General features: G+C 30.6%; 10 protein-coding genes. All 10 read left to right on the forward strand.

Annotated elements, in window-relative coordinates; all coding sequences use genetic code 11:
• The first annotated feature begins 77 nt into the window (after positions 1 to 77).
• Positions 78 to 437, forward strand: a complete 360-nt coding sequence (rbfA, locus tag M9394_RS02130) for a 30S ribosome-binding factor RbfA (protein WP_250249831.1) — start codon at positions 78 to 80, stop codon at positions 435 to 437.
• A 37-nt stretch (positions 438 to 474) separates the two neighbouring features.
• Positions 475 to 1,257, forward strand: a complete 783-nt coding sequence (truB, locus tag M9394_RS02135; protein ID WP_250247004.1) for a tRNA pseudouridine(55) synthase TruB — start codon at positions 475 to 477, stop codon at positions 1,255 to 1,257.
• A gap of 333 nt (positions 1,258 to 1,590) precedes the next feature.
• Positions 1,591 to 1,860, forward strand: coding sequence for a 30S ribosomal protein S15 (rpsO, locus tag M9394_RS02140; protein WP_250247003.1), 270 nt, complete (start codon positions 1,591 to 1,593; stop codon positions 1,858 to 1,860).
• A gap of 177 nt (positions 1,861 to 2,037) precedes the next feature.
• Entirely contained in the window at positions 2,038 to 4,137 is a 2,100-nt protein-coding gene (pnp, locus tag M9394_RS02145) for a polyribonucleotide nucleotidyltransferase (RefSeq protein ID WP_250249833.1), read from the forward strand.
• Between the two features lie 583 nt (positions 4,138 to 4,720).
• Positions 4,721 to 6,430, forward strand: a complete 1,710-nt coding sequence (locus tag M9394_RS02150) for a DEAD/DEAH box helicase (protein WP_250249835.1) — start codon at positions 4,721 to 4,723, stop codon at positions 6,428 to 6,430.
• A 159-nt stretch (positions 6,431 to 6,589) separates the two neighbouring features.
• The gene (locus M9394_RS02155) at positions 6,590 to 7,012 is read left to right on the forward strand and encodes a DNA polymerase III subunit psi (RefSeq protein ID WP_250247000.1); all 423 of its coding nucleotides are present in this window, start codon (positions 6,590 to 6,592) and stop codon (positions 7,010 to 7,012) included.
• Between the two features lie 971 nt (positions 7,013 to 7,983).
• Positions 7,984 to 10,431, forward strand: a complete 2,448-nt coding sequence (gene thrA / locus M9394_RS02160; protein WP_250249836.1) for a bifunctional aspartate kinase/homoserine dehydrogenase I — start codon at positions 7,984 to 7,986, stop codon at positions 10,429 to 10,431.
• A gap of 23 nt (positions 10,432 to 10,454) precedes the next feature.
• On the forward strand, positions 10,455 to 11,393 hold the full coding sequence (thrB, locus tag M9394_RS02165; RefSeq protein ID WP_250246998.1) for a homoserine kinase: 939 nt from the start codon (positions 10,455 to 10,457) through the stop codon (positions 11,391 to 11,393).
• Positions 11,393 to 12,694, forward strand: a complete 1,302-nt coding sequence (gene thrC / locus M9394_RS02170) for a threonine synthase (RefSeq protein WP_250249838.1) — start codon at positions 11,393 to 11,395, stop codon at positions 12,692 to 12,694. The genes thrB and thrC overlap by 1 nt, the downstream gene beginning before the upstream one ends.
• Positions 12,695 to 13,105: 411 nt before the next feature.
• Positions 13,106 to 15,019: a molecular chaperone DnaK gene (dnaK, locus tag M9394_RS02175; RefSeq protein WP_250246996.1), complete on the forward strand. Its 1,914-nt coding sequence runs from the start codon at positions 13,106 to 13,108 to the stop codon at positions 15,017 to 15,019.
• Positions 15,020 to 15,030: the final 11 nt, after the last annotated feature.

The following is a 15,030-nucleotide window of genomic DNA, read 5'->3' on the forward strand; positions in this document are numbered from 1 at the left end:
TTAGATTATTCAATTGGGTGTTTATTTGCACGTAATATATATATATATGTTTATTTTTTTTTACGGAAGGTAGACAGATGTACTTTCAACACAGTTATCGTACTCAGCGTATTGCTCAGGAAATACATAAAAAAATTTCTATTATTTTGCAACATAGGATCGATGATATTCGTATAGGTATACCTACTATTTCAGGAGTTCAAGTATCTAAAGATTTAAAAAATGCTAATATTTTTGTGACTTTTATTGATAAAGAAGGTCCGGAGGAAATAGATACTGCTGTTATGATATTACAACGTGCTTCACGGTTTATTCGTTTTTTATTAGCTAATACTATGTGTTTACGTGTAGCGCCTTTATTATTCTTTAAATATGATTCTTCACTAATTGAAGGAGCAAAAGTATATAGTTTAATTTCTGTTACAGAAAAATTATGATATACAAGTTAAATTAATTAATGCATTAAGGTTTCTAGTGAAGCGGTATAAGAATGTAGGAAATCGAGATATTAATGGCATTCTATTATTAGACAAGCCGAAAGGAATATCTTCTGGTTTATTCTTAAATAAGATTAAAAAATTATTTAATGCTAAAAAAATAGGACATACTGGCACTTTGGATCCGTTGGCCACCGGAATGCTGCCTGTTTGTTTTGGTAAAGCGACTAAGTTTGCTAAATACTTGCTACATTCTGATAAACGATATAAAGTTAGCGCTCAGTTGGGGGTAAGCACTGATACTTTCGATTCAGATGGGACGATTACTAGTGTGTCGCCTGTACAGTCAAATGATTATATATTAGAACAATGTTTGGAATCATTTAGAGGAATAAGAAATCAAATTCCTCCTATGTTTTCATCATTAAAATATCGTGGATTACCTTTATATAAATACGCCAGAAAAGGAATACATTTTCCTAGAAAACCCAGGTCGATTCATATATATGATCTGAGTCTTATTAAAAAAACAGAAAATATTATCGAATTAGATGTCCATTGTTCTACAGGCACTTATATTCGTAGTATGGTGAATGATATTGGAGAGTATTTAGGTTGCGGAGCACATGTCATAGAATTACGTCGTTTATCAGTAGGACAGTACATTTCTTCTTCTATGATAAATTTAGCAACTTTAGAAGCTATTTTCTATAATGATTCTTTTGATGATGTACAAGTGTTTTGTAAATTAGATGCATTCTTGACACCAATGAATATGATCATGCTTGAGTTTGCGAATGTATCTAATGAAAAATGTTGATGTTATCTGTATATGTTATTCTTGCATCAAGAATATAAAATGGACACATTTTGATAATTGATCAAGTCAAATTGTGTGAACGTATGAGTGTTGATTCATATGTGTTATTTGTGGCGTTTATAAGGGTTAGACAATTTTGATTGTATGTTTCTGATAGATACAGATAATGTATAAAATAAAGAAATATATTTTCTATTTTTATCTAATCTATTTTTTAATTAAATAGAGAATACAATCAAAAATTGAATATTGATTTCAATTTTATTTAGTTTAATTTTCAAATATAATTTACCTTCAAAATTAAATATAGTTTTTAAATAAAAGGTGTTGTCCATGTCTTGGAGTGCTAAAAAAAAAAGAGAAATAATTTTTACATTTGGTCGTAACGTTAAAGATACTGGTTCTACTGAGGTACAAGTTGCTCTGTTAACTGAACGTATTGATCATTTGAAACGTCATTTTTTAAAACACAAAAAAGATCATCATAGTCGCCGCGGATTACTTAAGATGGTCGCTCATCGGAGAAGATTATTGAAATATTTAAAAGAAAATAACATGTTACATTATACTAATTTAATACAAAATTTAGGATTACGTCATTAATATAATTTAGTTTGTGAAGAATATAAATATTTTGACTATATTTTTTATTTATTGAGGAGTTTTTAAAAATAAATTAGAAAATGAATTTTGTTAATTTTATACTTAAGGTCATGATGTTCTTATGATTATTTAGACATATTAAAAAATTATATATTAAATTATAAAAAGGATATTATTTTGTTAGATCCGATTATTCATAAATTCAAATACGGACAGCATACTGTAATTTTAGACATTGGAACAATAGCTCGTCAAGCAAATGCTGCAGTCATGGTGAGTATGAGTGATACTACAGTACTAGTCACAGTAGTTAGTTCTAATCAAGTAAAATTAGAACAAGATTTTTTTCCTCTTGTTGTAAATTATCAAGAACGCACTTATGCTGCTGGAAAATTTCCAGGAGGTTTTTTTCGTCGAGAAGGTCGACCAAGTGAAAACGAAACGTTAACGTCTCGCTTGATTGATCGCCCTATTCGGCCGTTATTCCCTAAAGGATTTATTAATGATGTACAAGTAGTTGCTACAGTAGTATCAGTAAATCCACAAGTAAATCCAGATATTGTAGCAATAATAGGAGTATCTGCTGCATTGAGTTTGTCTGATATTCCATTTTTTGGACCCATTGGAGCAGCTAGAGTTGGTTATATTAAAAATCAATATGTATTAAATCCAACAACGACAGAGCTATCTAATAGTACGTTAGATTTGGTGATTTCAGGGACTGAATTCAATATCTTGATGGTGGAATCAGAATCGTGTTTGCTAAGTGAAAAAGAAATTTTAGATGCTATTATATTTGGTCACGAACAACAACAAATAGTGATTCATAATATTAATAAATTAGTTAAAAAAGTTGGAAAAACTAAGTATTCTTGGAATGAAAAGGAAGTTAATATATCTTTAAAAACGTATTTATCTGAATTGTATGAGTCTCGTTTGCAAGATACATATTGTTTTTTTGATAAGAAGGAGCGTCATGCTCAAATTGATAGTATTAAGAAAGATATAGTGAAAACCGTTCTTAATAGCTACCAGCATGCTGCTGTAGATGAAAAAGAAATAATGTATCTTTTAAATCACTTAGAAGCACAATCAATTCGTTATCGTATTTTAACGAACAAATTACGTGTTGATGGACGTTCACAAGATACAATTCGGAAAATAGATATAAAAACAGGCATATTACCACGTACTCATGGATCGGCATTATTTACTAGAGGCGATACTCAAGCGTTGGTTGCTGTTACGCTTGGAACAGAACGTGATGCACAGAATATTGATGGATTAACTGGTATCCGTGCGGATAGATTTTTATTACACTATAATTTTCCACCATATTGTGTGGGTGAAATAGGTGTCATAGGAGCTCCAAAAAGAAGAGAAATAGGACATGGACGTTTAGCCAAACGAGGTATGTTAGCAGTTATGCCTAATGCTAATGAGTTTCCGTATACAATACGTGTGGTTTCAGAAATCACTGAATCTAATGGATCGTCCTCTATGGCATCTATTTGTGGTACATCGTTGGCGTTGATGGATGCTGGAGTGCCGATTAAAGCAGCAGTTGCTGGTGTTGCTATGGGTCTGATTAAGGAAGGAAATGATTTCGTGGTATTATCTGATATTGTTAGCGATGAAGATTATATTGGAGATATGGATTTTAAAGTATCTGGTAGTCGTCAAGGTATAACGGCATTGCAAATGGATATCAAAACGGATGGAATTACTTATGATATAATAAATATTGCGTTAAAAAAAGCAAAAAATGCTCGAATGCAAATATTAGATATTATGGAACAGATTATTAAGTCTCCTAAGCAGGAAATTTCTAAATTTGCTCCCAGGATATATAGCATTAAAGTTAATCCAGATAAAATTAAAGATGTTATAGGAAAGGGAGGGTCAGTTATTCGCTCATTAACTGAAGAAACTAATACTATTATTGATATTGAAGATAATGGTATTATAAAAATAGTTGCTTTAGATTATGATAAAGCAAAACAAGCTATTCGTAGAATTAACGATATCACTGCAAACGTTGAAATAGGAACCATTTATACCGGAAAAGTTAGTCACATTGTGGAATTTGGAGCATTCGTTACTATCCTTTCTGGAAAAGAAGGATTAGTTCATATTTCTCAGATTTCTGAAAGAAGAATAAATAAAGTAACTGATTATTTGAAATTAGGACAAGAAGTATTAGTAAAAGTGTTGGAAATAGATCGTCAGGGACGAATTCGTTTGAGTATGAAAGGAATACATCAAGTGAGCGCATAATTTTACTGTGATAAAATTTTATATGTTTATGTATGTGAGATAATTGTAGTTGCGTGGTTGATTACATAGAAAAGATTGGTGATGATCCATGTAGCTAGGTTGGGTGTGGAAATTTATAACAATAAAATCATATACAATATTAAGATATATATAAGGTAATAATACAATTATGTAAGATACTCTATATTATAATTTAGAAATAAAACAAATCAAACATTTGATGCTTAATGGAATAAATTATAATACAAGATAAATGTGGTACTAAGGAAATAAATCAATTGAATTAGTGATACACTATTACATAACTTATATAAGCATATATATGGTTAATATTTCATAGCATTTCAAGAATTAATGTTTTTCTTCTTTATGAAATGGAATTTATACTCGTATTCATGAAGTTATAATCAATATTGTTAATTTTATTTTAATTGTAGTTATTGCAAGAGCAGGATATGTATGACGAGAACGTTGTTATTGAAATAACTTTAATCCGTCTGTATGTGTGTTTTTTGTATTTTTTAAAAGGGTTTTAATATGTATTTTATACAGTTAATTGTTTATTAAAATGAGGTAATCACAGATGTCGAAAACTGCAGACTCTTTTATAGATTTAGGATTAAATCGTTATATTGTCAATGTTTTACATGATGTTGGGTATGAAAAACCTCTACCTATTCAAATACAATGCATTCCATATTTATTAGCTGGATATGATGTGTTAGGAATGGCGCATACAGGTAGCGGAAAAACTGCGGCATTTGTTTTACCATTGTTACATAATGTTGATATTAACAATTCTTGTTCTCAAGGTTTAATTGTAACGCCTACTCGAGAGTTAGCGATACAAATTGGGAAAGTGTGTTCTAATTTTGCAAGATATATGAAAAAAATAAATGTTGTTACTTTATATGGAGGGCAAAGTTATGGTATTCAATTAAGTGCTTTAAATAAGAGACCTCATATTATAGTAAGTACTCCCGGTAGACTAATAGATCATTTAAACCGTGGCACTGCTAATTTATCTCAATTAAAAACTTTAGTGATAGATGAAGCTGATGAAATGTTGCGTATGGGATTTATTGAAGATGTAGAGTGTATCATTAAAAATATTCCAGTTAAACGTCAAACAGCATTATTTTCTGCTACTTTACCTATGGGTATTCGTCGTATAGGTCATCGATTTATGAATAATCCAAAAGAAGTATTTATTCATTCTAATACTAGCATGTGTGCCAATATTATACAAAGTTATTGGTTAGTGCATTCAGGAATTGCTAAACATGACGCTTTAATGCGTTTTTTAGAAACAGAAGATTTTGATGCAGCTATTGTTTTTGTTCGTACTAAATGTGCAACGTTAGAGATTTCCGAAATATTAGAAAGGTTTGGTTATAATAGTGCAGCTTTGAATGGAGATATGAATCAAACAGCACGACACCAGACATTAGATCGATTAAGGCATGGCAAATTAGATATTCTTATAGCTACTGATGTTGCTGCGCGTGGATTAGATGTTCATCGTATTAGTTTAGTAATAAATTATGATATACCAATAAATTCTGATGCTTATATACATCGTATAGGTAGAACTGGTAGAGCAGGACGCATGGGAAAATCTTTATTATTTGTAGAGCATAAAGAATATCGTTTATTGCGTCATATCGAACGCAAAATAAACTTAAAAATTCCAGAGGTTCAGTATCCTACCTCTAAAACTTTATTTGATTGTCGATTATCGAGATTTACGAATAAAGTAGAATATCAATTAAGTATCGAGAATGATGATTTGGATATATATCGATCTCTATTGTCCCAAATAAAACCCAGACGAGACTTGACAACGGAAAATTTAGCAGCAGTTTTGCTGAAAATAGCGCAAGGAAATCGTCCATTGGTATTACCTCCAGATCCGATTATTAAAAATAAATCAGTTTCTAAAATGCGTATAAATAGTAATCGTCAAAATTATTTTCGTGTCGATAATAGAGTTATTAAAACTAGGTTGCAATCTAAAATTTCTGATAATATGGATGCTTATCACATATCAGTAGGGCGTAATGATGGAGTTAAAATACGTCATATTATTAGAGTACTTTCGAATAATATTGTTAATATTCGTTATCACGAAATAGGTAATATTAAATTATTTTCTTTTCATGCTATTATTGAGTTAGACAAAGGGTTATCTAGCAATAAAATATTAACGCAGTTGTCTCATGCACGTATTTTAAATAAACCAATAAATATGAAATTTTTAGGTAGTATGTCTTCATGTAATGAAGTACATTGACAACAAAACGTTTAATTGGAAATATATATGATTCAGATAAAATAACATCATGCTAAATTAATTGTTTTTAGTACATATGTTAAATGTATAAACATTATTGTCAGAATAAATTATTTATATATTTATTTAGTAAATAATGATTGTTAAATATGGATGGCTATGTTTACTAATAATAGAAATAAACCATGTACGTTTATTTTTCAGGAATTAGGTATTACGCTTTGGAAGTTACGATATCCTGTAGTTTTAGACAACATAAATCCGATTAAGTTGTGGCCATGTCTTCGTTTAATATTAATATCATCGGATTTTCCGATATCATTAGATGATCCTTTTGTTCAAGATGTTATACGTGCCATGCAGATTAACCCTAAAGAAGTATACGCGTTGACTACTAACCAAATTAAAATTTTAATTATTCCATCAGAATTTTCTTGTTATTGTTGGTGGATTGGTACTGAAGTATCAAATAATTTGAATAGTATATGTCTAACCACTCCGTCGTTGCCAATATTAAAATGTGATATTCGCGCAAAGCGTGATTTATGGCGACAAATTAGTGATATTAGATTGAATACTTAAATTATTTAATCAATATTTAATATTTTATCGGTAATAAAAAATGTATTAAAAATAATACAGTGATATTGTCTTGATTTTTTAATTTTTTAAAATTACATGTACACAATCTATCTTACAACATACTGATAATTTGACGTAATGTAAATAAAATTTATTAGATAAATAGAATTTATATCCTGATTCTATTGAATTATATTAATTTTCAAATTAACGATAATTATTAATTGCTAAAGTATTTATAATATGAATGCAAACTATATGCGTGGTTTTTATTAAAAACGTCGCAAATTATTTCCAATAAAAAAATTAATGTTAAATGTGGTTCAACAAACCAACACGATGTTTAAACGTGAATTATAAAATATATTATTTTCATTAATCTATTTAGTCCTACTTTAATTTTTGATTTTATCAATATCAAATATTTTTATATCGAAGAATGTAAGAATATCTTTTTTATAGAATATAAATATTTCATTGAGAATGAGTAATTTTATTTTTTATCGCTATTTTTCATTAAAATAAATTGGTGTATTTTATATGCAAATATAAGAATATTTAAGTATATAAATACAGTAATATTACTTAAACCGCCCTATTATAAATAGATGATCTATTTTTAATTAAATGCATGTGTATTGTGTGTATATATAAAAAAATTTGCGTATACGCAGGTAAATATACATTTTGATAATTTTTGTCAAAACAGATATTACTACATTAGTAAAACTTTAATATACTTAAACAATAATTGATTATTTTTAAAAAGTTTTTATTGTAGATAGTATTACATTAATTAATATAATGATATACTTCGATATAATGTGTGTTTGTTCTACTTTTAAACTATTTATAATAATTATTTATCTAATAAAACATAGTAGCAATATGGATAAATATTACGTGATCTTTGCTGTTTATTTTTATTAATGAAAATTCAGGATATTAGAGTCATATTTAGGAGATAAAACATGCGAGTATTGAAATTTGGTGGCACTGCACTTTCTAATGCAAATCAGTTTATCCATGTCGCCAATATTCTTGAAAAAAACGCTCAAGAAGAACAAATAGCAGCGGTGTTATCGGCACCTGCAATGGTTACTAATTATCTAGTATCAGTTATTGATCACACATTAAATGGTAATTCCGTATTCGAACATATTCACAATATAGAAACTATTTTTAATACTTTATTGGAAGATATAGCACAGATTCAACCAGGATTTAATCATGTAACTTTGCGTCTTGTCTTAGAACAAGAGTTTATTCATTTAAAAAATTTACTACATGGAATTTCATTGTTGAAATTTTGTCCAGATAATATAAATGCTAATATTATTTGTTTGGGGGAAAAGTTGTCCATTATTTTAATGGAAGGGCTTTTAAATGCGAGGAATCTCCAAATAATTGTTATTAATCCAGTGGATAATCTTATAGCACAAGGAAGAGAATATCTGACCTCTATGGTAAATATTGAAGAATCTGCGCGGCGTATTAAAAATATACCTATTTCTCATTTAGATATTATGTTAATGGCTGGATTTACTGCGGGAAATGAGCAGGGTGAATTAGTTGCTTTAGGTCGAAATGGTTCTGATTATTCAGCTGCGATTTTAGCGGCTTGTTTAGGTGCTAGTTGTTGTGAAATTTGGACAGATGTAGACGGTATTTATACGTGTGATCCACATCAAGTACCTAATGCAAAATTATTAAATTCATTATCTTATCAAGAGGCTATGGAGCTTTCTTATTTTGGAGCTAAAATTTTACATCCACGCACTATTGTGCCGATTGCTCAATTTCATATACCTTGTTTAATAAAAAATGTTTTCAAACCTAATGCTCCTGGCACATTAATTGGATCAATTAATAATGATGCGACTAATATAGTTAAAGGAATTACATATTTAAATGATATGATAATGTTAAACATTTCTGGACCAGGAATGAAAGGAATGATTGGCATGGCCGCTCGTGTGTTTTCTGCAATGTCTAAGGCCATATGTTCAGTAGTGTTAATCACTCAATCATCTTCTGAGTATAGCATAAGCTTTTGCGTGCCTTATCAAGAATTGTCAAAAGCTTGCACTGCATTAAATGAAGAATTTAATTTAGAATTAAAAAATGGACTTTTGGAGCCAATAGATGTGATACGAGATCTCGCAATTATTTCAGTTGTGGGCGATGGCATGCGCACTCAACTTGGTTTGTCTAACAAATTGTTCGAGGCATTAGCTCGCGCTAATATTAATATTATTGCAATTGCTCAAGGATCTTCAGAGCGTTCTATTTCGGTGGTGGTAAAAAACAATGTTACTGCTATTGGAATTAGAGTAGCTCATCAAATGTTATTTAGTACTGATCAATTAATAGAAGTATTTATTATTGGGTCTGGAGGCGTTGGTACTGCCTTAATAGAACAAATTCGACGTCAAAGACATTGGTTAAAAAATAAACATATCGATTTACGAGTATGTGGTATTATTAATTCTCGAATGATGTGTATCGATGTGAATGGGATTGATTTGAATAACTGGGAATCATCTCTAAAGAAAACTCATGAATCTTGTAATTTAAAAAAATTAATGGAAATTATACAAGAAAATCATTTATTAAATCCAGTTGTTGCTGATTGCACTAGTAGCATTGACGTAGTTAATTATTATGTGGATTTTTTGTTAAATGGTTGTCATGTGATTACACCAAACAAAAAAGCTAATACAGGATCTATGGAGCAATATAGAAAACTTAGGGATATTGTGATAAAATCACGAAGGAAATTTTTATATGATACTAATGTCGGAGCTGGATTGCCAGTTATAGAAAATTTACAAAATTTGTTAAATGCTGGAGATGAATTAATCAGTTTTTCAGGTATTTTATCTGGATCTTTATCATTTATTTTTGGAAAATTAGATGAAGGATTATCATTATCTGCTGCAACTTTATTGGCTCAGAAGAAAGGTTATACTGAACCAGATCCTAGAGATGATCTTTCTGGTATAGACGTAGCTAGAAAATTGTTAATTTTAGCACGAGAAGTTGGGTATGAATTAGAATTGAATGATATTCAAGTCGATCCAGTAATACCACATAATTTTATAAGTAAAAATGATACGGATAGTTTTTTTAAAAAATTGTCTTTACTAGATGACATTATTTCTGATAAAGCTCAAAGGGCGTATAAATTAGGACATGTATTGCGTTATGTTGGGAATATACAGGAAGGACAGTGTCGCGTGCAAATCGAATCTATAAATAATAATCATCCATTATTTAAAGTAAAAGATGGAGAGAATGCTCTTGCATTTTTTACTCGGTATTATCAACCATTACCATTGGTATTACGTGGTTATGGCGCAGGTAATGATGTTACAGCAGCCGGAGTATTTGCAGATTTATTACGTACTTTATCATAATAAAAATAAGGATGTGTGTGGATATGATCAGAGTTTATGCGCCAGCGTCTATTGCTAATATTGGAGTGGGGTTTGATACGTTAGGCATGGCAATTGCTCCAATAAATGGTAGCTTACTTGGAGATTGCATTAGCATTGAAAATGCTAATGCATTTAGTTTAAGAAGTACAGGATTTTTTCATAGTCAATTACCAATACAATTAGAAGAAAATATCGTATTCCAATGTTGGAGAAAGTTTTGTGACATTTTAGGACAAACATATTTTTTAAGTATTAAATTGGAAAAAAATATTCCTGTTTCTTCTGGTCTGGGTTCTAGCGCTTGTTCCATAGTAGCTGCATTGGTAGCAATGAATTATCATTGCGGATGTCCACTTAATACAAATCAATTGCTCATGCTAATGGGGGAAATGGAAGGTAAAATTTCTGGTTCAATTCATTTTGATAATGTGTCGCCTTGTTTTTTAGGAGGTATGCGTTTAATATTACAGAATTGCAATATTGTTGACCAGGTAATACCTGGCTTTGATGGTTGGTTGTGGGTTGTAGCGTATCCAGGCATTAAAATATCTACAGCAGCATCTCGATCAGTATTACCAAATAAATATGATCGTGAAGTTTGTATCAATCATAGTCAATATTTATCCGGATTTGTACATGCTTGCCATACTAAACAAGAATATTTAGCAATTAGATGTATGAAGGACATCATTGCAGAGCCTTATCGATCACGATTGTTTCCGATTGAATTATCTTGTATACGCCATAATATTATGAAAAGAGGTGCTATATCTTGTGGTATTTCAGGATCTGGTCCAACAGTTTTTGTATTATGTAATAATCACGATGTAATAGAGGATATTTCTGATTGGTTATCACGTTTTTATTTACAAAATAATTCAGGTTTTGTTCGAATTTGTTCTCTAGATAATCTTGGAGCGCGTATTATGGTGAATAATTAATGAAACTATATAATATTCAGCAACATAGTGAACAAGTCACGTTTACTCAAGCTCTCTTGCAAGGATTAGGAAAAAATCAGGGGTTATTTTTCCCAGCAGATCTTCCAAAATTCTCTATATTTGAAATAAATTCTCTCTTAGAAATGAGTTTTATAGAACGTAGTACGCATATTTTATCTACATATATTGGCTCTGAATTGTCAAAAAATAGTATATTAACTTGTGTTAAAAATGCTTTTAATTTTCCAGTTCCGTTGGTGTATATAAATAACAATGTTGCAGTTTTAGAGCTTTTTCATGGTCCAACTTTGGCTTTTAAAGATTTTGGAAGCCGATTAATGGCGCAAATGTTAAATCAGACTAACCATCGGTTTGATAAACCGATGGTTATTTTGACTGCTACTTCTGGAGATACAGGTGCTGCTGTAGCCCATGCTTTTTTTAATTTAAGTAATATACATGTTATAATTCTTTACCCTAGAGGTAAGATTAGCGCATTACAAGAAAAATTATTTTGTACTTTAGGAGGCAATATTTCTACAATATCAGTAAATGGAGATTTTGATTCATGCCAACGTTTAGTTAAGCAAGCTTTTGATGACAACGTACTGCGACAGAAATTAGATTTAAATTCTGCGAATTCCATTAACATTGGGCGATTATTAGCTCAAATTTGTTACTATTTTGAGGGGGTATCACAATTACCGCATCAAATGCGTAATAAATTAGTTATTGCGGTTCCTAGCGGTAATTTTGGAAATTTAACAGCAGGATTGTTAGCTCAATCTTGTGGATTACCAGTGAAGAAGTTTATTGCTGCTACTAATATTAATGATACTGTGCCTAGATTTTTAGAGTATGGTTATTGGGAACCTCGTCCTACTGTTTCAACGTTTTCTAATGCTATGGATGTAAGCTCTCCAAATAATTGGTCTAGAATAGAAGAATTGTTTCGTCGAGAAAATAAATCCATTAAAGAATTGGAATATGGTTGTGTTAATGATTCTCTCACCGAGAAAACAGTCCAAGAAATTGCAGATTTAGGATATCTTTCCGAACCTCATACCGCTGTAGCATATCGATCATTATGCGATAAATTACATTCTGATGAATTTGGTATATGTCTTGGTACTGCTCACCCTGTTAAATTTAAAGAGTTAGTAGAAGATTTTTTAAAAAAAAAGATACAAGTAATATTACCGGTTGTATTAAAAGAACGTATGAAATTACCTATTTTATCGTATGAAATATCTAAATGTTTTTCTTCGTTGCGTAACTTAATTTTAAGAATAACGTCTTAAAATATTATGTATATGCTACAAACATATATGTGTTATATTAAAATCTAGTATTTTTTACATTTTTGCGTTCATTAATGCATTTAATAAGATTACAAATAATTATATAGAATATATAAACATATTTATACATCTGTATCAATATTCATATTGATACAGATGTATAACAAGGTGATGTTTTCTGAAGAGTAGTGATGAATAAAATTAAATAATTATATGAATAATCTATTTGCTATGTATGGATATTTTGTAATTTTATTAGTGATTTTTACAAAATAATTAATTATCTTAAATTCATATAATGTTTTTTGAAAAGTTTTGAAAACAAATTTGTTTTAAGGTTGAAAAGTACAGTTTCGACCGCATATCAGGTGCATGGTGTGGTTAAATTGATTTTTCAGTGGAGATGTATAGATGGGAAAAATTATTGGCATAGATTTGGGGACAACCAATTCTTGTGTAGCAATTATTGAAGGGAATAAACCTCGTGTATTAGAAAATAGTGAAGGCGATCGTACAACTCCTTCTATTATTGCTTATACACAAGATGGAGAGATTTTAGTTGGTCAACCAGCTAAGCGGCAGTCTGTTACTAATCCTAAAAATACTTTATTTGCTATTAAGCGATTGATTGGTCGTCGGTTCCAAGATACAGAAGTGCAGCGTGATGTGAATATCATGCCGTATAAAATAATTTCTGCTGATAACGGAGATGCTTGGTTAGATGTTAAAGGTCAAAAGATGGCGCCTCCTCAGGTTTCCGCTGAAATTTTAAAAAAAATGAAGAAGACCGCAGAAGATTATCTTGGAGAACAAATTTCTGAAGCAGTTATTACGGTTCCGGCTTATTTTAATGATGCTCAACGTCAAGCTACTAAAGATTCTGGACGTATTGCTGGTTTAGAGGTTAAAAGAATTATAAATGAACCGACTGCTGCAGCATTAGCTTATGGTTTAGATAAAGAAACTAGAGGAAATCGCACAATTGCAGTATATGATTTAGGCGGGGGAACTTTTGATATTTCAATTATTGAAATTGATGATGTTGATGGAGAAAAAACTTTTGAAGTACTGTCTACTAATGGAGATACTCATTTAGGGGGAGAAGATTTTGATAGCCTTTTAATAAATTATTTAGCAGATGAATTTAAAAAAGATCAACGTATTAATTTATATAATGATCCATTAGCAATGCAACGACTAAAAGAAGCAGCGGAGAAAGCAAAAATAGAATTATCTGCTTCGCATCAAACTGATGTGAATTTACCGTATATTACAGCAGATAACACTGGACCAAAGCATATGAACATTAGAGTAACTCGTGCTAAATTAGAATCCTTAGTAGAAGATTTAGTTAATCGTACTATGGAGCCTCTGAAAGTAGCGCTCAAAGATGCTAACTTGTCTGTGTCCAATATAAATGATGTTATTTTAGTAGGCGGGCAGACCCGCATGCCTCTTGTTCAAAAAAAAGTATCTGAATTTTTTCAAAAAGAGCCACGCAGAGATGTCAATCCTGATGAAGCTGTTGCTATCGGAGCGGCAGTACAAGGAGGGGTATTGTCTGGAGATGTAAAAGATGTGTTGTTGTTGGATGTGACTCCATTATCTTTAGGGATTGAAACGATGGGGGGTGTTATGACTTCATTAATCGCTAAAAATACTACTATCCCTACTAAACATAGTCAAATTTTCTCTACCGCTGAAGATAATCAATCTGCTGTCACTATTCATGTCTTACAAGGAGAAAGAAAGAGAGCCAGTGATAATAAATCGTTGGGACAATTTAATTTAGATGGAATAGCAGCGGCGATGCGTGGTATACCTCAGATTGAAGTGACTTTTGATATTGATGCTGATGGTATTTTACATGTATCTGCTAAAGATAAAAATAGTGGACGTGAACAAAAAATTACTATTAAAGCTTCTTCTGGTTTAAATGAAGAGGAAATTAATAAAATGGTTCAAGAAGCAGAGGCTAATGCTGAATCAGATCGTAAATTTGAAGAGTTGGTGCAAATTCGAAATCAAGCTGATCATTTGTTACATAGTACCAAGAAACAATTAACGGAAGTTGGTGATAATATATCATTAGATGATAAATCTGCTATAGAAGATGCATTAAAAGAATTGGAATCAGTCATAAAAAATGAAGACAAAAATGAAATTGAATCCAAAATTCAGTCTGTAATTAAAGTTTCTGGAAAATTATTAGAAGCCAGTCAAAAACATCAAGAACAATCTAAGTCTCAGTCTTCTAATAGTACTCCTGATCCAAATGGAGAAGTAGTAGACGCGGAATTTGAAGAAATAAAGAACAAAAAATAATATTTTTTAAA

Source organism: Candidatus Blochmanniella camponoti (genome assembly GCF_023585825.1).
GTDB lineage: Bacteria > Pseudomonadota > Gammaproteobacteria > Enterobacterales > Enterobacteriaceae > Blochmanniella > Blochmanniella camponoti.